Source organism: Pantoea sp. USMM079 (assembly GCF_037153115.1).
GTDB lineage: Bacteria > Pseudomonadota > Gammaproteobacteria > Enterobacterales > Enterobacteriaceae > Pantoea > Pantoea communis.
This window is the reverse complement of the sequence record NZ_JBBCKX010000004.1, coordinates 233068-253259: the sequence shown is the minus strand read 5'-3', so window position 1 is coordinate 253259 and position 20192 is coordinate 233068. Positions and strand designations below refer to the sequence as shown.

General features: G+C 52.1%; 19 protein-coding genes. 7 read left to right on the top strand and 12 right to left on the bottom strand.

Annotated features, from left to right (window positions below; all coding sequences use genetic code 11):
- The first annotated feature begins 115 nt into the window (after positions 1 to 115).
- A complete protein-coding gene (locus tag WFP70_RS09415; protein WP_058959611.1) occupies positions 116 to 2314 on the top strand; it encodes a TonB-dependent receptor in 2199 nt (732 codons plus the stop codon).
- Positions 2315 to 2629: 315 nt separating this feature from the next.
- On the top strand, positions 2630 to 2803 hold the full coding sequence (locus WFP70_RS09410; RefSeq protein ID WP_166931874.1) for a hypothetical protein: 174 nt from the start codon (positions 2630 to 2632) through the stop codon (positions 2801 to 2803).
- On the opposite strand, the gene WFP70_RS09405 is transcribed toward WFP70_RS09410, so the two are convergent.
- Positions 2800 to 3948: a beta-glucosidase gene (locus tag WFP70_RS09405; RefSeq protein ID WP_337023196.1), complete on the bottom strand. Its 1149-nt coding sequence runs from the start codon at positions 3946 to 3948 to the stop codon at positions 2800 to 2802. The two genes, WFP70_RS09410 and WFP70_RS09405, sit on opposite strands and share 4 nt — an antisense overlap.
- Positions 3949 to 4103: 155 nt before the next feature.
- Between WFP70_RS09405 and WFP70_RS09400 the strand changes: the two genes are divergently transcribed.
- Positions 4104 to 5561, top strand: coding sequence for a phospholipase D-like domain-containing protein (locus tag WFP70_RS09400; protein ID WP_337023197.1), 1458 nt, complete (start codon positions 4104 to 4106; stop codon positions 5559 to 5561).
- A 64-nt stretch (positions 5562 to 5625) separates the two neighbouring features.
- Here the strand turns inward: WFP70_RS09400 and mdoC are convergent, their stop codons facing one another.
- A complete protein-coding gene (gene mdoC / locus WFP70_RS09395; protein WP_337023198.1) occupies positions 5626 to 6777 on the bottom strand; it encodes a glucans biosynthesis protein MdoC in 1152 nt (383 codons plus the stop codon).
- Between the two features lie 279 nt (positions 6778 to 7056).
- Here mdoC and WFP70_RS09390 point away from each other — a divergent pair, with 279 nt between their 5' ends.
- The 3 genes from WFP70_RS09390 to WFP70_RS09380 all read left to right on the top strand — a co-directional run bounded on the left by WFP70_RS09390 (position 7057) and on the right by WFP70_RS09380 (position 11512).
- Positions 7057 to 8592, top strand: coding sequence for a glucan biosynthesis protein G (locus WFP70_RS09390; protein ID WP_182058499.1), 1536 nt, complete (start codon positions 7057 to 7059; stop codon positions 8590 to 8592).
- Positions 8585 to 11134 (top strand): glucans biosynthesis glucosyltransferase MdoH, encoded by a 2550-nt coding sequence (gene mdoH, locus WFP70_RS09385; protein WP_058959607.1) that lies wholly within the window; start codon positions 8585 to 8587, stop codon positions 11132 to 11134. The genes WFP70_RS09390 and mdoH overlap by 8 nt, the downstream gene beginning before the upstream one ends.
- Positions 11135 to 11272: 138 nt before the next feature.
- Positions 11273 to 11512: a YceK/YidQ family lipoprotein gene (locus WFP70_RS09380; protein WP_211727775.1), complete on the top strand. Its 240-nt coding sequence runs from the start codon at positions 11273 to 11275 to the stop codon at positions 11510 to 11512.
- Positions 11513 to 11515: 3 nt separating this feature from the next.
- On the opposite strand, the gene WFP70_RS09375 is transcribed toward WFP70_RS09380, so the two are convergent.
- The 3 genes from WFP70_RS09375 to WFP70_RS09365 all read right to left on the bottom strand — a co-directional run bounded on the left by WFP70_RS09375 (position 11516) and on the right by WFP70_RS09365 (position 13781).
- Entirely contained in the window at positions 11516 to 11914 is a 399-nt protein-coding gene (locus tag WFP70_RS09375) for a MysB family protein (RefSeq protein ID WP_337023199.1), read from the bottom strand.
- A 118-nt stretch (positions 11915 to 12032) separates the two neighbouring features.
- Positions 12033 to 12299: a hypothetical protein gene (locus WFP70_RS09370; RefSeq protein ID WP_034820172.1), complete on the bottom strand. Its 267-nt coding sequence runs from the start codon at positions 12297 to 12299 to the stop codon at positions 12033 to 12035.
- Positions 12300 to 12857: 558 nt separating this feature from the next.
- Positions 12858 to 13781, bottom strand: a complete 924-nt coding sequence (locus WFP70_RS09365; protein ID WP_034820169.1) for a Kdo(2)-lipid IV(A) acyltransferase — start codon at positions 13779 to 13781, stop codon at positions 12858 to 12860.
- A 268-nt stretch (positions 13782 to 14049) separates the two neighbouring features.
- Here WFP70_RS09365 and trhO point away from each other — a divergent pair, with 268 nt between their 5' ends.
- The gene (gene trhO, locus WFP70_RS09360) at positions 14050 to 15105 is read left to right on the top strand and encodes an oxygen-dependent tRNA uridine(34) hydroxylase TrhO (RefSeq protein ID WP_337023200.1); all 1056 of its coding nucleotides are present in this window, start codon (positions 14050 to 14052) and stop codon (positions 15103 to 15105) included.
- Between the two features lie 44 nt (positions 15106 to 15149).
- Here trhO and WFP70_RS09355 read toward each other — a convergent pair whose 3' ends face one another.
- From WFP70_RS09355 to pyrC, 7 genes are all read right to left on the bottom strand, one after another.
- The gene (locus tag WFP70_RS09355; protein ID WP_337023201.1) at positions 15150 to 15725 is read right to left on the bottom strand and encodes a YceI family protein; all 576 of its coding nucleotides are present in this window, start codon (positions 15723 to 15725) and stop codon (positions 15150 to 15152) included.
- Position 15726: 1 nt separating this feature from the next.
- Positions 15727 to 16299, bottom strand: coding sequence for a cytochrome b (locus WFP70_RS09350; RefSeq protein ID WP_337023202.1), 573 nt, complete (start codon positions 16297 to 16299; stop codon positions 15727 to 15729).
- A gap of 294 nt (positions 16300 to 16593) precedes the next feature.
- Entirely contained in the window at positions 16594 to 17709 is a 1116-nt protein-coding gene (solA, locus tag WFP70_RS09345; protein WP_337023203.1) for an N-methyl-L-tryptophan oxidase, read from the bottom strand.
- Positions 17710 to 17816: 107 nt separating this feature from the next.
- The gene (gene bssS / locus WFP70_RS09340) at positions 17817 to 18071 is read right to left on the bottom strand and encodes a biofilm formation regulator BssS (protein WP_013508627.1); all 255 of its coding nucleotides are present in this window, start codon (positions 18069 to 18071) and stop codon (positions 17817 to 17819) included.
- Positions 18072 to 18359: 288 nt separating this feature from the next.
- Positions 18360 to 18629, bottom strand: coding sequence for a hypothetical protein (locus WFP70_RS09335; RefSeq protein ID WP_034820140.1), 270 nt, complete (start codon positions 18627 to 18629; stop codon positions 18360 to 18362).
- Between the two features lie 143 nt (positions 18630 to 18772).
- Complete coding sequence (gene dinI, locus WFP70_RS09330) at positions 18773 to 19018, bottom strand: DNA damage-inducible protein I (protein ID WP_034820137.1); 246 nt, start codon at positions 19016 to 19018, stop codon at positions 18773 to 18775.
- Positions 19019 to 19086: 68 nt separating this feature from the next.
- Positions 19087 to 20133 (bottom strand): dihydroorotase, encoded by a 1047-nt coding sequence (gene pyrC, locus WFP70_RS09325; RefSeq protein WP_045833074.1) that lies wholly within the window; start codon positions 20131 to 20133, stop codon positions 19087 to 19089.
- Positions 20134 to 20192 lie beyond the last annotated feature (59 nt).

Genomic DNA, 20192 nt, shown 5'->3' with positions numbered 1-20192 from the left:
GACCACGCTGAGTTGAGGAAGTTCAGCGATTTTGCTTGCTTTCGTAATAACACTCCGCATAATCGCAAACCGTAATAAAAATGATTATCAATATATTTCGTATCAGGGGATATCCATGCGTACTTCGCCTTTCAATCCCGGACTGAAACCGACGCTGCTTGCTGTTCTGGTCAGTGCCGGTTGTTTGCCAGTGATGGCTGCTACCACCAACACCACAACGTCTTCAACCGCGGCCAAAAACGAGCAGCAGACGCTGACTGTGACCGCAACGCCACAAGCTGACTTCAAATCCGGCGGCAATGATTTAGTACCCGCGTACCTCGACGGGCAAATCGCCCACGGCGGCCGCCTTGGCATGCTGGGTGAGCAGAATGCCATGGACGTGCCGTTTAACGTCATCGGCTTCACCTCGAAAATGATTCAGGATCAGCAGGCGAAAACCATCGCTGACGTGGTGCGTAATGACGCAGGCGTTCAAAATGTTAAAGGCTACGGTAACTTTGCCGAGGCTTATCGCATCCGTGGCTTTGAATTGGATGGCGACGACATGACCTTCGGTGGTCTGGCAGGCGTGGTGCCGCGTCAGGTGATGGACGCTTCCCTGATTGATCGCGTCGAAATTTTCAAAGGCGCTAACAGCCTGGTTAACGGCGCGGCGTCATCTGGCGTCGGTGGCATGATCAACCTTGAGCCGAAGCACGCGGAAGATACGCCGATTACCCGCGTTGGCGTGGATTACACCTCTTCTTCTCAGGTCGGCGGAACGCTGGACGTGGGTCGTCGTTTCGGTGATAACAACCAGTTTGGCGTACGTTTCAATGCAGTTCATCGCGAAGGTGAGACTGGCGTCGATGGCGAAAAGAAACGCACCACGGCAGCATCATTGGGCCTGGATTATCGTGGCGATCGTCTGCGCACCTCACTGGACGTGGGCTATCAGAAAAAGACCTATCATGATGCGCTGCAAGGCGTGAAATTCGGCGACTTCATTCCAGAAGTTCCCTCCAATTCGCATAACTACAGCCAGAAATGGGTGTATAGCGATATGGAATCCGAATTCGGAATGGCGAAAGCGGAATACGATATCACCGATAGCTGGACGGCCTATGCCGGACTGGGTGCGCAGCACGCCCACGAAACCGGTAACTATGGTTCGCCAACGGTTACCGACACTAATGGTGATGGCACTATCAGCAGCTTCTACTCCAACCGCATTCAGGACAACATGAGCGGTATGGTGGGTCTGCGCGGTGATTTCCACACCGGTTTCGTCAGTCATAAAGTCAATGTGGGCTATTCAGCATTAACCACCAATGCCAAAAACGCCTACAACATGTCGCTGGTCGGCACGCCGTTCAACATTTACAACAGCGGTGATGTTGCAGAGCCGGCAGCGACCTTCGCCGGTGGTAAATTCTCAGATCCGCTGACGACAGCCCGCACACGTACGCAAGGTTATCTGCTGAGTGACACATTAGGCGTGTTTGACGATACGCTGCTGTTCACCGTGGGTGCGCGTCATCAGAAAGTGGTGGTGCGTAATTATGCTTACGGAACAGGCGCGGAAGATGTCAGTTCTCGTTATACCAATGATCGCTGGATGCCAACTTACGGCGTGGTTTATAAGCCGTGGAAACAGGTGTCCTTCTACGCGAACCACACCGAAGCGTTACAGCCAGGCAGCGTGGCACCTAACACCGCGACTAACTATGGCAGCGTAACGGGTGTTGCACACTCCAAGCAAAACGAAATCGGGGTGAAAACCGACTTCGGTCGTATGGGCGGATCGTTAGGTCTTTTTGAAATCAAGAAACCATCAGGCCTGTTAAACAGCGACGGCGCTTATGTGATGGATGGCGAGCAGCGTCACCGTGGGCTGGAAGCCAACGTCTTTGGTGAGCCGGTTCTGGGTCTGCGCTTGAATGCCAGTGCGACCTGGATCGATCCAGTGATGACGAAAACCTCCGGCGGCACCTATGATGGCAAACAGGCTATCGGTGTGCCTCGTTACAACTATGTGCTGGGTGCTGAGTACGACATCAAGCCTGTTGATGGTTTGACCGCGACAGCCATGCTGAATCACTCCGGTTCGCAGTATGCTAACTCAGCCAATACGTTGAAACTAGGTAGCTATACCACGCTCGATTTGGGTGTGCGTTACCGCATGAAGGTCAGCCAGAACGATCTGGTCTGGCGCGTGGGTGTGGATAACGTGACCAATGAGAAATACTGGGCCAACGTAGATGGTACCGGCACCTATCTGGTGCAGGGCGATCCTCGCACCCTGAAAGTCTCCATGAGCTACGATTTCTAATCCGCTCTTAACAGGGACGCCATCGCGTCCCTGTTGTCATTTCATACTGAAATAATTCTGTACCTTGCCACGCATTCCATTACACTCAGTGCGGCAATCCCGCGCACAAAAGTCTTTTGTTATTGAGTCGACATGAGTTCACCCGCGCCACCTGACGATCACGACGAGCCTTTACGACAATCTCTGGATGATGCGCACTTCGCTATTGTGGTACTTGCAGTGACCTCTGTTACCCTTATAATCTTCGTCCTGATGGTGACGTTATGGATGAGCTAAGGTCAGCAACAGTTCATGGAAGCCTGCAAGGAGATGTCGATGGAAGCCCGAGATGACAAACTGATTGCCATAATTGGCCTGCTCTCCGCCTGTTTAATTGGCGTGGTGTTCCTGTTCACCATGACATGGCTGACCGATGTGCGCCATCCCGCCGATCCCACGCTTGATGTACAAACCTGTCCGCCAAAAGTTCATCCGACGCAACACTCTTAATTCTGTTTTTCCCGGTTGTGCCACTTAATTTGCTGACTGCGTAGCTCTAACGCCAGGGCTTCGTGTAGCGTGCGATTGCCATTGGGATCGCCCAGGCCAAACAGCGCGCCAGGTGAACGTCGATCGTCTGCCCAGGCCGGATATTCGACTACCGGATAGAGCGAAATGCCTTCCAGCGCCACCCCTTCGTCCAGGGCTAACAGCGCCTGTTCCGTGACATGCCGCAGCCAGGGCGCGCGCGCGTCTCCTTCGGCACCGGTTTCTGCCAGCAGCAATGGACGTTGATAGCGCTGCCAGCATTGCAACAACAGGCGATGCAGCGGTTGATAAGTGGCGTGTTCAGCAGGGATGGTGTCGCCGGAAAAGAACCAGTGGTTATCGGGATAGTAATTCAGGCCGAGGATATCGAGGAAATCCTCACGTCCGCCCAGTTCCGGCGCATCACGCCCGGCAATCCAGTCCCAGGCTTCAAACTGGGCCTGATGTTGTGCATTTGCGTAGGGTTTGCTGTCGGGGTTGTTAGGATCGGCGGCGATTTGCACCAGCGGATCGGTGATTACAAAGCGCGCATCAGGATAAACGTCGCGAATCGCATGCATCGCCGCCAGCGAGGCGCGTACCAGCTGACGTTTTAGCTCGCGGCCGCGCTCGCTGGCATAGGGATCAAGCCAGGAAACATCTGCCCCGGCCCATGACCAAAAGGAGATTTGGTTGATTGGGGTGAAAAAAGGGTGTTCAACGCCTTCATCACGCATCAACTGCGCCATGGCACGTGCGAAACGCTCAAAATGATCGACAAAGGCGCTACGCCAGATATCAAGGTGTTCCGGGTAGCCAAAATGGGCTAATTCCCAGATGATCTGCATATCGTGACGTGCGGCGGCATGGACCATCGGTAAAAAGCTGCGCCAGTCATATTCACCAGGCGTGGCTTCGATTAAATGCCAGCGTGCACCGTCGCGGGCAGTGTGTAATCCTTCCTGCGCCAGCGCAGCGTAATCTTTCTCCAGTAACATGTCGTGACCGCTACTGATCACCATATCCATACGACGACCGCCGCTGCGGCAGGCGGTAGAGCAGGGGAAGCTACCCTGGAAGAAACTGCGGAAAAGCTGCGGGTGATGGCGCGGGGATTGCTGAGTCATCATCCTCTCCTCACGGTAAACGTCGGATGCAGAACGCAAGCCTAAGTCTAGACTGTAAACTAAAGACGCGTCAGCGAGCGGTAGCAGATGTCTCTGATTGCCATCCGACGCGGTAAGACCAACAATAATAGATCCAGTGAATTCAGGGATTCGGTATGAGTGAAGCAGCATCCGTTCAGCAACCGCCAGCGGGCGAAGGGTTACGAGAGATTGTTGATGTACGTTGTGCGCTGCATCCTGGGATGAGTGGCATTCATCCCCTTAACGATGGTCTGGACGCTTTTGCCGCGCGCTATCTGCTGATGGGCATGGCGCAACACACAATTGATGTGCAGTACTACATCTGGCACAACGACATGTCTGGCCGTCTGTTATTTAGCGCGTTGCTGGATGCCGCCGAACGTGGCGTCAACGTTCGCTTGCTATTAGATGACAATAATACGCCGGGCCTGGATGACACGCTGGCCGAACTCGATCGCCATCCCAATATTGCGGTGCGCTTATTCAATCCCTTTTCCTTTCGCACCCTGCGCGCGCTCGGTTACCTGACTGATTTCGCCCGCCTTAATCGACGCATGCACAATAAGAGCCTGACGGTGGATGGGGCCGTGACACTGGTCGGTGGGCGCAATATCGGCGACGAATATTTCGGGACTGGCGTTGAGCCGCTGTTTACCGATTTGGATGTGCTGGCGATTGGCCCGGTGGTACAACAAGTCGCGCACGATTTCGAGCGCTACTGGCAGAGCAAAGCGGTTTCACCCTTGCGCGCGGTAGTAGATGTCTCGGGCGATGCCCATCAGGCTGTGCGTTTACCGGCAGAGTGGCAGCAGAGTGAAGCCGTTCAGCGTTATCTGGCGCGGCTGGAGCACTCTTCTTTTGTCAGCCAAATGGAACAGGGATCAATGCAGATGACGTGGGCTGAATCGCGTCTGTTGAGTGATGATCCACGCAAGGGACTTGGCAAAGCGAAACGTTCCAGCCTGTTGCCGCAGCGCATGCTGGAGGTGATTGGCACACCGCAACAGCAGTTCGATATCATCTCGGCGTATTTTGTGCCCACGCGTGCCGGCGTGGCTCATCTGGTCGCACTGAAGCGGCGGGGTGTCAAAATCGCCATACTCACCAATTCACTGGCGGCCAATGATGTGTCCGTGGTGCACGCAGGTTATGCGCGCTGGCGTAAAAAGCTGCTGCGTCATGGAATTGCGCTGTATGAGATGAAGCCACAAGCGAATGCCAGTGACGCCCCACATGACCGTGGGTTAACCGGTAATTCCGGCTCAAGCTTGCATGCGAAAACCTTCACCGTTGATAACCGAAAAGTGTTTATCGGCTCGTTTAATTTTGATCCCCGCTCTGCGGTGCTAAATACCGAAATGGGACTGGTGATTGAAAGTGAAGCCCTGGCGCAGCAAACCCATCAGCGCTTTATTGCCGGGATGCGCGATCGCGCCTGGACACTGCGTCTGGACAACTGGGGGCGGGTGAACTGGGTTGAGTATCCCGGTGAAGCAGGTGAGGTGGTGCACAAGCATGAGCCGCAGTGTACGTGGATACAACGACTGCTGGTGCGATTGGTGTGGCGCTTACCGGTGGAGTGGTTGTTGTAAATGACGCAGGACATGCTGGCGCACCGGACAACAATCGCCCCCACATTGTGGGGGCTGATGCCGATTACCGTGTAGCAGAGGGCGCTTTAACCGCATTGCGCTGGGGTTTACCGGAGAACAGGAAACGCAGCAGTGGGATGCGCAGATGGATTTCATACAGCATAAAAGCAATGCCAAACACCATCAGCAGACCGACAAAGAAACCTAGCGTGTTGCTGCTTATGTGCGGGGTAACGTAAATGCCATACAGAATTGTCAACGGATGGTGCACCAGATAGATAAACAGTGAGGCATTGACTAAATACATGATGCGCGGGGAATGGCTGTTCAGCAGCTTGTGACCAAAGCTAAAGCAGACATTCAGCATACAAAGTCCCATCAGGGTTGAGATTACCTCATCGATTTCATACAGCCAGCCATCGCCGCTGCTGTATCGCTGATTCAGGCTGTAAGCGATAAATACCGCAATGGCGCCAAAACACATCACCGGATTGAAACGCACAAACAAGGCTTTGAGCGCCTGATGTTTCCATGCTAATGCGCCCAGCATAAAGAATGGCAGGAACGTCAGGGTTTGCATCACGGCCACGCTGAACAGACCGTCGGCGAACACGGCCGGTACGGCATAGAACAGCACGCGGCGGAACAGACACCAGACCAATGCATAAGCCAGAAATGCCAGCGTCAGTTTCCCCCAGCCTACCTGCTGATAATCAATCTTCCGCTGCTGAGTGCTCAGCCAGCGGAAGGTCAGCATGCCGAATGCCGTTAGAATCACTAAAACCAGTAAAAACCACAGATGAGAAATCAGTTCCCACGCCAGCGTGTTGTACTTGTCATACCAAGAAAAGCTATTCCAATGACCCACTTTGTCGGTCAGATTTTTTAGCATAAAAAACTGCGGCAGGGTAATGAGCGGAATGGCGGTTAACAGCGGGATACCTACACGCTCCATGCGGACCTTCAGCCAGTGTTGTGGCTGATAGCGCAGGTAAAGCATGTAGGAAAAATAACCAGAAATAACAAAGAACACCTGCATGCGGAAGGCGTGGATGAAGTCATTCAAAACGGTTAACCACATCGAGGCATCGTGGCTATTCACGGCCCAGCGCTGTGTGGAGTAAATCAACGAGACGTGAAAGGGCACGCCTAATAACATTAAGTACGCTCGAATGGAGTCAAGAAAATATTCGCGTTCGGGTTTTGCTGAACTCATAAGCTTCCAATTTGTCAGTTTACTTGCCGGTTTCACCCTGAAACCGGATTATGCTGGATGAAAATTCTACCGCCTGTAAACAGCGTATACTATCAGGTGATTCTGTATCTTAACCTGAAGGGTTTAATTATCCGAAAAGCACACTTTCAGCTTACAAATCAGCGGAACAATCTTGTGCATAAGCTGTCGGAAAACCGAATAATCCTTTAAGATAAATGGGTTTGATCTGAGCACACGAAAGGGGGGGATGTGCTAAATAAAGTGAATAAAAAAGTGGGACTGGTAAAAATGCGCTGGGTAGGCGCGGCAGTTCTGCTGGCGTTGTACGCCAACAATAGCTGGGCGTTCAACATTGATGATGTGGCAAAACAAGCCAAGGCGCTGGCAGGGAAAGGTTACGAAGCGCCGAAGAGCAATTTACCCTCTCAGTTTCGTGATATGAAATTTGCGGATTATCAGCAGATCCAGTTTAACCACGACAAAGCATACTGGGGCAAACTGCGCACGCCGTTTAAGCTCGAGTTTTACCATCAGGGGATGTATTTCGATACGCCGGTGAAAATTAATGAAGTCACCGCCTCATCAGTACGTGAAATCAAATATAACCCTGACTATTTCAACTTCGGCAACGTGAAACACGATGCTGATTCCGTCAAGAACCTCGGGTTTGCCGGATTCAAAGTACTGTATCCTTTAAACAAAAAGGGTAAAGACGACGAAATCACCAGTTTCCTGGGCGCCAGCTATTTCCGCGTGATTGGCGAAGGTCAGGTGTATGGTCTTTCAGCGCGCGGCTTAGCGATTGATACTGCACTGCCATCAGGTGAAGAGTTCCCGCGCTTTAAAGAGTTCTGGATTGAACGTCCAAAACCTCAGGACAAGCAGCTGGTGATCTATGCACTGCTGGATTCGCCACGTGCGTCCGGAGCTTATCGCTTCATTATCAAACCGGGCAAAGAGTCGACGGTGGATGTGCAGTCTAAGGTTTACCTGCGTGACAACGTCGGCAAACTGGGCGTGGCACCACTGACCAGCATGTTCCTGTTTGGTGCTAACCAGCCATCACCGGTGACCAATTTCCGTAACGAGTTACATGACTCGAATGGGCTGTCCATTCACGCGGGCAACGGTGAGTGGATTTGGCGTCCGCTGAACAACCCGAAACACCTGGCGGTGAGCACCTTTACCATCGAAAATCCGAAAGGGTTCGGATTGCTGCAGCGTGGCCGTGATTTCAGCCATTACCAGGATCTCGACGATCGCTACGATCTGCGTCCAAGCGGTTGGGTTGAGCCACAGGGTGACTGGGGTAAAGGCCGTGTCGAACTGGTCGAAATCCCGACAGCGGATGAAACCAACGACAACATCGTGGCTTTCTGGACGCCTGAGAAACTGCCAGAGCCGGGCAAAGAGATGAATTTCCAATATCGTCTGCACTTCACGCGTGATGAAAACCAACTTCATCAGGATGATGTGGCCTGGGTGAAAAACACGCTGCGTTCTGCGGGTGATGTGAAGCAGTCTAACCTGGTACGTCAGCCGGATGGCTCAATTGCCTTTACTATCGACTTCGTCGGTAAAGCGATGAGCAAACTGCCGGACAATACTCAGGTCGCGCCTCAGGTCAGTGTAGGCAACAATGCCGACGTGGTTGAGCAGAGTGTACGCTACAACCCGGTGACCAAAGGCTGGCGTTTGGTATTGCGTCTGCGCGTGAAAGATAACAAGCAGCCGACCGAAATGCGTGCGGCGCTGGTGAGCGGCGACAAGACATTGACGGAAACCTGGAGCTATCAGCTACCTGCCAATGAATAAATCGACTTTTTTACCTCAATCTTACGTGGAGGCCCTGCCGCTTGATGCGGCGGGGCGCGCTCGTCTGAGTGATTCGTTACAGAATGCCCAGGCGTTCCACGCTATTCATACGGCGCTGGGGCAAGATGTTGCCGCCAGCGATCGCCCGGATGATGCGCCGCTAAAATCGGTGTCATCACGCGTACAGATGGCCTGGCCGGATTCACTGGCCGAGGGTCAACAACTCAGTAAGGATTATCTCGACCGCACCACGCTGAAGGCGATGCCTAAAGTGAAGCGCTCGCTGATGTTCCCTGAGATCTGGCGCACCAACCCGATCGCGCGTGCATGGGATTCTGTGCGTGGGAAAAAATCCACGCCGCGTTATGCCACAGCGGAAGAGCAAAAGACCGAAGATAAGTGGCGTCATGTCGGTTCTATGCGCCGTTATGTCCTGCTGATTCTGACGATTTTACAGACGGTAGTGGCGACCTGGTACATGAAAACCATTCTGCCATATCAGGGCTGGACGCTGCTCGATCCTATCGAGTTGTTTAACCAGAACTGGCTGCAGTCGGTAGAGCTGATCCTGCCTTACATTTTGCAAACCGGGATATTGTTCCTGTTTGCCATTCTGTTCTGCTGGGTGTCCGCTGGTTTCTGGACCGCGTTGATGGGCTTCCTGCAGTTGATGATGGGTCGCGACAAATACAGCATTTCGTATTCGACCACGGGTGATGAGCCGCTCAATCCGGAGCATCGCACTGCGCTGATCATGCCGATCTGTAACGAAGACGTTGAACGCGTATTCGCCGGTCTGCGTGCCACCTGGGAATCGGTGCAGCGCACAGGTAATGCCGAGCACTTCGATGTCTATATCCTGAGCGACAGCTACGATGCCGATATCGCCATCGCTGAGCAGAAAGCCTGGATGGAGCTGGTGCGTGATGTCGGAGGCGCAGGCAAGATTTTCTATCGCCGTCGCCGTCGTCGTGTGAAGCGTAAAAGCGGTAACATCGATGACTTCTGCCGTCGCTGGGGCAGCAATTACAGCTACATGGTGGTGCTGGATGCTGACAGCGTGATGAGCGGTGAGTGTCTCACCGGACTGGTGCGCATGATGGAAGCCAATCCGAACGCCGGTATTATCCAGTCGTCGCCAAAAGCGTCAGGCATGGACACGCTGTATGCGCGTTGTCAGCAGTTCGCGACCCGCGTCTATGGCCCGCTGTTTACCGCCGGTCTGCACTTCTGGCAGTTGGGTGAATCGCACTACTGGGGCCATAACGCCATCATCCGTGTTCAGCCGTTCATCGAGCACTGTGCGTTAGCACCGCTGCCTGGTGAAGGTTCTTTTGCCGGTTCAATTCTGTCACATGACTTCGTTGAAGCCGCGCTGATGCGCCGTGCCGGTTGGGGGGTGTGGATCGCCTATGACCTGCCGGGCTCTTACGAGGAACTGCCGCCGAACCTGCTGGATGAACTGAAGCGTGACCGTCGCTGGTGCCACGGTAACCTGATGAATTTCCGCCTGTTCCTGGTGAAGGGGATGCACCCGGTTCACCGTGCGGTGTTCCTGACCGGTGTGATGTCTTATCTGTCAGCACCGTTGTGGTTTATGTTCCTCGCCTTGTCCACCGCGTTGCAGGTGGTACATACGCTGATGGAACCGACCTACTTCCTGCAACCGCGCCAGCTGTTCCCGGTGTGGCCGCAGTGGCGTCCTGATTTGGCGATCGCGCTGTTCTCTACCACGTTGGTACTGCTGTTCCTGCCGAAGCTGCTCAGTGTGGTGTTGATCTGGTTCAAAGGTGCCAAACCATACGGTGGTGCCATTCGGCTGTTCTGCTCGCTGATTCTGGAAATGCTGTTCTCGGTGTTGCTGGCACCGGTGCGTATGCTGTTCCACACGGTATTCGTGGTCAGCGCGTTCCTCGGCTGGGAAGTGGTGTGGAACTCACCGCAGCGTGATGACGATGCTACACCATGGGGCGAAGCTTTCCGTCGTCATGGTTCTCAGATGCTGTTAGGTATCGTTTGGGCGGCCGGTATGGGTGTGCTCGATCTGAACTTCTTATGGTGGCTGGCGCCGATTGTGTTCTCACTGATTCTGTCGCCGTTTGTTTCGGTGATGTCGAGCCGTGCAACGGTGGGACAGAAGAGTAAGAATGCGAAGCTGTTCCTGATCCCGGAAGAGTATGAACCACCAAAAGAGCTGGTTGATACCGATCACTACCTGCAGTTGAACCGCGAGCGGGCGTTGAAGAATGGCTTTATGCATGCCTTGTTCAACCCGGCATTCAATGCACTGGCAACCGCAATGGCCACGTCGCGTCACAAACAGAGTGCGTTGCTGGATCATGCACGCGACCGCCGTGTCGATCAGGCACTGAGCGATGCGCCTGAGAAACTGAACCGCGAGCAGCGTTTGCAGCTCATCAGTGACCCAGTAGTGCTGGCGCGCGTGCACTCACGCCTGTGGGAAAGTGCAGAGAAATATCATCAATGGGTGGAGAGTTATCAGAAATTGACACTCAATCCTGAGGCGCTTCCACAGCGCTAACCTCGAAAACCTAAAAGCGGCAGCGATGCCGCTTTTTTTTTGCCAACATTCTGACTAACACAATCTTTACGCGCACAGGTGTAGTTATTCCACCCGTGACCCGGTTAAACTAACGCCAGTTCATTGTGAGTAAATGTTGTGAATTATTTCCTTAAATTAACCCTATTGTGTGCAACCACACTCGTGTTGAGCGGCTGCGGCAGTATTATCAGCCGAACCGTCCCGGGACAGGGACATGGCAGCCAGTATTATCCCGGTGTGCAATGGGATGTGCGTGACGGGCCATGGCGTGTGCTGACCATCCTTGATCTGCCACTCTCGCTGGTGATGGATACGCTGTTGCTGCCCGTCGATGCCAGCCACGGCCCTTACGAGTAACGCTTACGCCCATTTATCCGATGGGCTATCGTCATCTTCCCATTCCTCTGCCGCAGCTTCACCCTCTTCGAGATCGCGTGGTGGCTCCAGCTGGAATTCCCCTTCATCCCACTCGTGCAGGGTGTTTTCCGACTGCCACTCCTGACGCAGTTCCACCTCGTCGAAATCGCCGTCAAATATCGCCTGGGCTGCTTCGCCGCTGCAGATCGGCAGGCATTCACCTTGCTCATCTTCACCGTCAAAGAACTCTGCCTGCCACATGATGTCACCATCCTGCATCACGTACTTTTGTAGCGAGAACTGGCTCACGCTGGCATCGTCTTCGTGCACAACCGTCTGGCTGGCGAGAAACTCCTCGCGTGCGGCGTCGATAGCTTCTTCAAGCGTGCTGTACAAGCTCATAATGAACTCCATGTCTGTTGAAAGGGATTTCACAGAAGAATAGACGAAAAATGGAAGTGTGCAGGGCAGGCATAGAATAACGGCGGGCGGATGAATGCAATTCAACCGCCCGAACCGTTTAGATCATCTTTTGCGGGAAATGCAGTACAGGACGTACTGACTCGCGAATAATAGGAGCAGAGTAACGAATGCAGCATTTAATACAGGGTTTCACCTTTTTAAAATTAATACGAGCGGTTGATAAAGCCTGATTTAAATTATAGAGCGTACCGATAAAAACCATATCCTCCTTAACGGGTAGACGTTTACACTCTTTCCGATGCAAGAGGTGGTAGCCCTCTTGATCAGTACTGATTGTCACGTAGTAATAGATGCCTTTATTCATATTATAGGTTCCTGCGATATATTTGCTGTGTGTAATCTTTTTATATTTTTAGAAGGGCAGTTATTTGGCTAACTGTCACGGTTGAAATTAACTGGAATCGATTTCGCTAACAAATTCCAGAAAGGAATAAGCATAGCTCTTCTTTTGTAGAAACAGAATATAAAGGGGGTGGACTAAGACAATACCTTGTTATGTAAGTTAATTTTACTGGATTGATAAGCGGAGCAAAAGCATTCAGCAATATTAAATAGGAATAGGCCTGGAATGCGTGAAAATTAGATCCGTGGCCACCTGTTTCAATTGATGAAGCTTTTTGATGCTGCTGGATGGGAATTCAAAGAGATGCGCATTTTAGTGTTTACATTTCGTTAACAAAGATTAATATTCTGCATTTCTACAGGTTATTCTGCTCCATGGATTAAGTTCAAGCTGGACCGAACAATGCCATCAGCCTGAATTCAGACTGGTCCGGTTTGACTAAAATTGACAGACTATCGTCGTGAAATAACGCAAATTTCTTCAGGAAAGCGTGGAGCACAGACTGTGCTCCACATCACATTAATACAGCGATGGTTGACCTTCAGGGCGGGTTTTAAAACGGCGGTGCAACCACATGTACTGCTCTGGTGCCAACAGAACGGTTTCTTCAACCACTTTATTCATCACGATAGCGGTATCGAGTTCATTCTCGAGCGAGAACTTATGGCGAATGTCAGGCATCATTTTAAGCTCATAACCGCGTCCGTTGGGCAGGCGGCGGGCGAGAAACGGGATCACGCTGGGATTGCCCAATCGAATCAACATATGCGTGCCCGTGGTGGTTGCCGCATCCTGCACGGCAAAGAACGGGGCAAACACGCTACTGCGCGGGCCATAATCATGATCAGGCGCGTACCAGATGATGTCGTTGTTCTTCATGGCGCGAATCATGCCTTTGAGATCTTTGCGATCCAGCATGCTCTTATTTGAGCGCATGCGTCCCCAGGTTTGCAGCCAGTCGATGAGCTTATTGTCATTCGGCCGGTAAACGCCAATGCCTGGGTTGTGCATGCCAAACACGCGAGCACCCAGCTCCAGCGTCAGGAAATGCATGCCAATCAATAAAATGCCGCGTTTTTCCGCAAGCGCATGGCTGACATGTTCGAGCCCGGAAGTGGCCACCCATTTTTGAATACGCCAGTCAGGCCAGAACCACGCCATACCGGTTTCAATCAGCCCCATGCCAACCGATTCAAAGTTGTGCTTCACCATGGCTTCACGTTCGCTGGTAGGCATATCCGGAAAACAGAGTTCCAGGTTACGTTGCGCGACTTCCACACGACGTTTTAAGAAGCGCATGGCAATGCGGCCCAGGCCACAGCCAATCGTATGCAGCACCGGGTAAGGAAGTAACACCAGCAGATAAAGAAAGCCGATACCTATCCAGGTCAGCCAGTAACGCGGGTGAAGAAGTTCACGGGAAAATTGGGGAAGTTGAGTCATGGAAATGTCAGTATCCTGCGTCTTGTGCCAGAGAGTCCGGTTTCTGTTATTTGGCGTGATTATGCCATTTTTTCGTGCTGACTGAAATCAAGCATAGCCTGCAGGCGGGTGTAAGGCAGTCAGATTGCGCATTAATCTACCACTGCGGCGGAGAATTGCGTCGGTAATCACGCCATTCAGGATTATCTGACCAGGGGCTTTGCATCGAGCGGAATTCAGGTATCATGTGCGCGCTAAATTTCTCTGATTGCTAACAGGATCGAACACCATGCCAGTGTTACATAACCTTGTTTCCAATAAAGAGCTGAAAGAACGTATGCTGGCTGAAAACGAGCCGCGTACCACAGTCTCTTTTTACAAGTACTTCCAGATTGCCGACCCGAAAGTCTTCCGTGATGCCCTCTACATTGCGCTAACAAAGCTCAAGGTCTTTGGACGCGTCTACGTGGCAAAAGAGGGGATCAACGCGCAAATCAGCGTTCCTGCCAGCCATTACGAAGCCATGAAAACTGCACTGTATGCGTTTGACCCGGCGTTAAATAACCTGCGAATGAACATTGCGCTGGACGATGATGGCAAATCTTTCTGGGTACTGCGCCTGAAAGTTCGTGAGCGCATTGTGGCCGATGGCATTGAAGATGAAAGCTTTGATGCCAGCGATGTCGGTGCCTATTTAAAAGCCGCAGACGTCAATGCGATGCTGGATGATCCCGATGCGGTGTTTGTCGACATGCGTAATCACTACGAATTCGAAGTGGGCCATTTCGATCAGGCGATGGAAGTCCCGGCCGACACCTTCCGCGATCAGCTGCCGATGGCCGTGGATATGCTGCAGGAGCATAAAGACAAAAAGATTGTCATGTACTGCACCGGCGGTATCCGCTGCGAAAAAGCCAGTGCGTGGATGAAACACAAAGGCTTCAATGATGTTTACCACATTGAAGGCGGCATCATTGAATATACCCGCCGTGCGCGTGAGCAGGGTTTGCCTGTCCGTTTCAAAGGTAAAAACTTTGTCTTTGATGAGCGTATGGGCGAACGTATTTCTGACGATATTCTCTCCAGTTGCCACCAGTGCGGCGTGCCGTGCGACAGTCACACCAACTGCGTTAATGACGGTTGCCATCTGCTGTTCATTCAGTGCCCAAGCTGTGCGGAGAAATATCAAAACTGCTGCAGCCCGCTGTGTATGGAAGAGGCGACATTAGCACCAGAAGAGCAGCGTTCACGCCGCGCAGGCCGTGAAAACGGTAATAAGGTGTTCAATAAGTCACGCGGTTTACTCAACATGACGATGGCGATCCCCGCGCCAGAGAAGAAGTAAACTGCATCCAGCCTGAGGCCGCATGACCTCAGGCTGGTTCTGCCTTACTGCCGCACGCCTTCCACTGAGATAATCAGCTCAGCTTTCTGCGATGCCGGTCCAAGATCTTTAGTGATATTGAATTCCTTCAACACAATTTCACCGTTAGCTTCAAATCCGGCACGATAGCCGCCCCAGGGATCCTTGCCTTCGCCCAGCAGTCGGGCGTCCAGCGTGATCGGCTTTGTCACGCCGTTGAGCGTCAGGTCACCCGTGATCTTGTACTCTTTGCCCTCTTTTTTCACTGCGGTTGAGGCAAAGGTGGCTTGTGGGAATTTGGCGGTGTTAAGGAAATCCGCGCTGCGAATATGCTTGTCACGTTCGGCATGGTTAGTATCAAGGCTGGCGGTGTTCAGGGTCACGTTAACCTTATCGGCCGCTGGGTTGGCTTCGTCAAAAGTAAAAGTGCCGTCAAAGTCTTTGAACGTCCCGTATAGCCAGCTGTAACCCAGGTGCTGAATGCGGAACTGAACAAAGGCGTGCTGGCCTTCTTTATCAAATTTATAGTCTGCTGCGCTGGCCAGCAAACTGGTGCCTAACAGGCTGGCGGCGCTCAGTGTCAGTAACGTCTTCTTTAGCATTTTACTTCTCCTTTTCAGAGGTTAACGGGATGCGGTAACCCAGCATCCTTTTCAATGTGACGTCTCGATCAATAAAATGGTGTTTTAATGCCGCCAGCCCATGCAGCGCAGAAAATAGCACTAATCCCCAGGCCAGCCACAAATGCAGATCGCCAGCCAAATCAGCCTGTTCACCTGCTCCACTTAACAGGGCGGGCACTTCGAACCATCCGAACACCGAGATAGCTTTGCCATCGGCGGTCGATATCAGGTAGCCGCTTACCAGTAGCAGCAACATCAAGCCATACAACAGCCCGTGAGCCAGGCGGGCGGAGCGGCGAATTAAGGGAGAATAGTGTGGTAAGAGTGCGGGTGGGGGAGAAATAACACGCCAGCCAAGGCGCAGCAGTAATGTGGCAAATAGGAGCATGCCAATGCCTTTGTGGATTTCCGGGGCGCTGTGATACCAGCCATCGTAATATCCCAATCCGACCATCCACAGACCCAGCGCAAACATGCCGTAAATGACCAGCGCCATTAGCCAATGCAACATAATGGTCATTAGCCCGAAATGTTGTCTGGAGTTACGCCACATAAAAGTGAATCCATATCTGGAAATAGGTGGTAATAAGCATCCATACTTTGAAATATGAAAGCAATTAAGCTTACCTTTCTATAAAATTTAAAAAGATATTCGGAAATTGTGCGTTTATATCGATGTCTGCGTCAGAAATATTGACGATGGTTGTATAGGTGGCGGGGAAATAAAATTGAATTGAATATTGCTACACCTAATGCGGCAATCTTAACGCTAAAATGTCAGGAAATAACTATTAATGTAAGCTTGCGTCAATATAAGGCTGGCGCCTGAGGCGCCAGCGAGACAATGTTAAGCAAAGCGCGAAAGTGAAAACGGCTTCAGGTCAAAGGAGAAGGGCTTATCCTGGGCAAATTCACTGGCAAGTTCACCTAATACGCTGGAAAATTTAAATCCGTGTCCACTCAAGCCGGTAATAATTAATCGATTTGGCTCGCCTGGAAGGGTATCTATAATAAAGTCTTCGTCAGGTGTGTTGTCATAACTGCAGGCCTCACCGTGTAAGCAAACGCCAACCCCTGGTAAGAACGGACGCAGGAAACTGAAGGCTTCGCTGCCGTCTGCAGCGATACTGCCGAAAGGTTTACGATCTTCGGGTTTCTGCATCAGCTGCCCGCCATCGTGACGTCCCATTTTTATTGCATTGTTGTCGGCAGGGAAGCCATAAAAGTGACTGCCATCAGGCATCTCCACCGTGAAGCCAGGAAATTGGTTGTTCTCGCTATAACGTCCATCTGCCTGATACCAGGCAAAGACTTTACGCACCGGTTGTACTGGCAAATCTTTTACCAGCTCACTCACCCAGGTTCCGGCACTGACCAATAATTTACGCGCGCGAAACACGCCGTCGCGGGTAGTGACTTGCTGCAAGTCACCATCGCGTGCGATCTCACTCACCGGGCAATTAAACAGTTGTGCGCAGCCCGCCTGTTCAGCCAGCTGTATCCAGCTACGAACCGCCTGCTCACATTTCAGGAAGCCGGAGTGAGGTTCGAATACCCCAATGTAGCCGTCGGGCACAGAGATCTGCGGCCAGCGCTTGCGCACTTCGTCTGCCTGCAGGATTTTTACTTCCAGTTGATACGTTTTGGCGCTGTCGATGACATTTTGGATAAATGAGGAAGTGAGGGGGGCCAGATTGAGGATGCCGCTTCGATGCATAATGCGTTCACCGCTCTGACGTTCCAGCTCATCCCACAAGGTTTGTGCGCGCAGCACCAGCGGGACATAGCGTTCACCTTCGCCATAGGCATGGCGGATCAGGCGTGTTTCACCGTGGTGTGTGCCCTGGCTGTGCGGAGGATGGGCACTATCAATCATCAATACCGATAAGCCTGCCTGGGTTGCGTAAAAACCGGCGGCGGCTCCCACCGATCCGCTGCCCACCACAATCAGATCATAAACCATAACCACATCACTCCTGCCAAACGACGAAATTTTTCAACAGCATAGCAAAAAAATCGTGTCCATGAAAAAGGCACCCTATTGGGTGCCCTTTCACGCGAAGTAAGAAATTAGTGCTTTTGATTATCGCGTAGGTATTGCTCTGTGGACTCAATCTTTGCAATGCCAGCTTCGAGTATCGAGATGAACTGTCTGGCTACGTCGGTAGTCAGCCAGTAGGTGGGTCCCACGTCAGCTTCTTCTTCTTTCTGATCCTGCGATGATAGCGAGTGCAGGCGGATCATCATGGCGTCATAACTGTCTACGGTACTGATGTCCCATCCAACCAGCGGATGAGTCTGAATGACGTCTTTATTTCTGTCCATTATAACCTCCTTATTACTCGTTAAACGAAGTGCTTCTTGAGGTTCAATGCGGCTTTTCTTGCACTAGCGGGACAATTATAACATGAAACAGGCGGTACAATAGTTAAAACGTGTGGTGATTAAAAAGAGAACGATAATAAATGCGTTCAGAATGCGACTTTTGTCGAATAATAAAGTGCCCGCTGCTTCGGGCCTTTATTCGATAATCGTGACAGTGGCTACACCTTAGTTATCGGCGGCGTTAGGGGAAAACTTTACGCTGCAGCGACAAGTAAAAAAAGGCCAGTTTCAGGCCTGCGCTTCTGGAGGCAGCTGGCCATTACGCCGCTGAATCTCTTCAGCCAACCGAGTAAAGTGCTGCTGTAACTGTGCGTCGTGGTTCTGATTTTGCGCTTCGAGCGACAGATTATGCACCAGTAACTGACTGGCACGATCGTCGAGGCAGAACGTCAAACTGGCAAAGGCATTTTCCAGCACCGTTAAACGTCGCTGCTGTTCAGCAATTAATGCCAGCAATTCACCGAAGGTCATCGCCTCTTCTGGTTTTTCAGTAGTCATGTAAAACACCTCCCGTAAGCATGACGAGGCAAGGATAGGGGATCGTTAAACATGAGTCTAGATGCAGCGACTTTATCTGGCGAGAGGGAAATTAAAACAAAAAAACCGGGTGGCGAAACCCGGCAAAAACGGCACAGTGGCAGTTAATCAGTAATAAACCAGTCGTCTGCGCTTTCCCACGTTTCTTGTAAAATATCGCTAATGCGTTCGCGTGACGCTTTACAGCCACCAAATACGCTCAATTGATTGCCACCCGCATAACGGACTTTGACATGGTGATCGTCATCGGGAAAATCACGGGAAATACGACGGGTAAGTTCGGCACTGAGTGCATCCAGTGCACCTGCGGGAAGGGGCTGAGTTTTCGCTACGGTAATTTCAACACGCATAAAAGCCTCCGGGATAATATACTGGTTATTTGTACAGTAAAGTTATCCCAAAGGCAAGCTGTGCAATATTATTCTTTGATACGCCAGTTTAGGGTTTCACCTGCCAGGAACGGCACCAGCGTGTCATCGGCCACGTTGATGGTGTCCTGCACTGTCCAGGACTCACGTACCAGCGTCAGTGTGCCCTCATTTAGCGGCAGGCCGTAGAAGTTTGGACCGTTTTCTGAACAGAACGCTTCGAAATGTTCCAGCGCATTCAACTCTTCGAATACCGTGGCATAGGCAGGCAGTGATGTCGGGGCGTTAAACACGCCGGCACAGCCGCAGCTCGCCTCTTTAAGGTGACGCAGATGTGGTGCGGTGTCCGTGCCAAGGAATACGCGACGATTGCCGCTGGCCACCAGGCTGCGCAGTGCTTCCTGGTGAATGTTGCGTTTCAGAATCGGCAGGCAGTAGAGATGAGGACGTACACCGCCCACCAGCATGTGATTGCGGTTAAACATCAAATGCTGCGGCGTGATGGTGGCACCCAGCAGATCGTTGCCCGCAGCCAGATATTCTGCCGCTTCTTTGGTGGTGATGTGTTCCATCACCACTTTCAGGGCAGGGAAACGCTGACGCAGCGGTTCCAGCACGGTTTCGATAAAGCGTGCTTCACGGTCAAAAATATCGATGTGCGAATCCGTGACTTCACCGTGTACCAGCATCGGCATACCGATCTGCTGCATACGATCCAGCACGCTGGCAATGGAGTCAATATTGGTGACGCCGTGGCTGGAGTTGGTGGTGGCATGCGCGGGATAGAGTTTCGCTGCGGTAAAAGTCCCGTTGCGGAAGCCACGCTCAATTTCATCCGGATCTAAGGAATCAGTGAGATAGCAGGTCATCAGTGGCGTAAAAGCGTGTTCTGCAGGCAGCGCAGCCATAATGCGCTCGCGATAGGCAATGGCGGCCTCGACGCTGGTCACCGGTGGAACCAGGTTTGGCATGACAATCGCACGACCATTGACCGCACTGGTATAAGGCAAAACTGCATTAAGCATCGCGCCATCGCGCAGATGGATATGCCAATCGTCAGGGCGGCGAATCGTGATTTGCTGGGGTTGGGCTGTCATTCAAAAAGGCTCCGGCTGAGAAAAAACGAATGGGCACGTTTAGGCCGGGGAGTAATCAT

Coding starts and splice junctions, on each gene's coding strand:
- WFP70_RS09415 (WP_058959611.1), top strand. CDS start 116: ATGCGTACTTCGCCTTTCAATCCCGGACTGAAACCGACGCTGCTTGCT.
- WFP70_RS09410 (WP_166931874.1), top strand. CDS start 2,630: ATGGAAGCCCGAGATGACAAACTGATTGCCATAATTGGCCTGCTCTCC.
- WFP70_RS09405 (WP_337023196.1), bottom strand. CDS start 3,948: ATGACTCAGCAATCCCCGCGCCATCACCCGCAGCTTTTCCGCAGTTTC.
- WFP70_RS09400 (WP_337023197.1), top strand. CDS start 4,104: ATGAGTGAAGCAGCATCCGTTCAGCAACCGCCAGCGGGCGAAGGGTTA.
- mdoC (WP_337023198.1), bottom strand. CDS start 6,777: ATGAGTTCAGCAAAACCCGAACGCGAATATTTTCTTGACTCCATTCGA.
- mdoH (WP_058959607.1), top strand. CDS start 8,585: ATGAATAAATCGACTTTTTTACCTCAATCTTACGTGGAGGCCCTGCCG.
- WFP70_RS09375 (WP_337023199.1), bottom strand. CDS start 11,914: ATGAGCTTGTACAGCACGCTTGAAGAAGCTATCGACGCCGCACGCGAG.
- WFP70_RS09370 (WP_034820172.1), bottom strand. CDS start 12,299: ATGAATAAAGGCATCTATTACTACGTGACAATCAGTACTGATCAAGAG.
- WFP70_RS09365 (WP_034820169.1), bottom strand. CDS start 13,781: ATGACTCAACTTCCCCAATTTTCCCGTGAACTTCTTCACCCGCGTTAC.
- trhO (WP_337023200.1), top strand. CDS start 14,050: ATGCCAGTGTTACATAACCTTGTTTCCAATAAAGAGCTGAAAGAACGT.
- WFP70_RS09355 (WP_337023201.1), bottom strand. CDS start 15,725: ATGCTAAAGAAGACGTTACTGACACTGAGCGCCGCCAGCCTGTTAGGC.
- WFP70_RS09350 (WP_337023202.1), bottom strand. CDS start 16,299: ATGTGGCGTAACTCCAGACAACATTTCGGGCTAATGACCATTATGTTG.
- solA (WP_337023203.1), bottom strand. CDS start 17,709: ATGGTTTATGATCTGATTGTGGTGGGCAGCGGATCGGTGGGAGCCGCC.
- bssS (WP_013508627.1), bottom strand. CDS start 18,071: ATGGACAGAAATAAAGACGTCATTCAGACTCATCCGCTGGTTGGATGG.
- WFP70_RS09335 (WP_034820140.1), bottom strand. CDS start 18,629: ATGACTACTGAAAAACCAGAAGAGGCGATGACCTTCGGTGAATTGCTG.
- dinI (WP_034820137.1), bottom strand. CDS start 19,018: ATGCGTGTTGAAATTACCGTAGCGAAAACTCAGCCCCTTCCCGCAGGT.
- pyrC (WP_045833074.1), bottom strand. CDS start 20,133: ATGACAGCCCAACCCCAGCAAATCACGATTCGCCGCCCTGACGATTGG.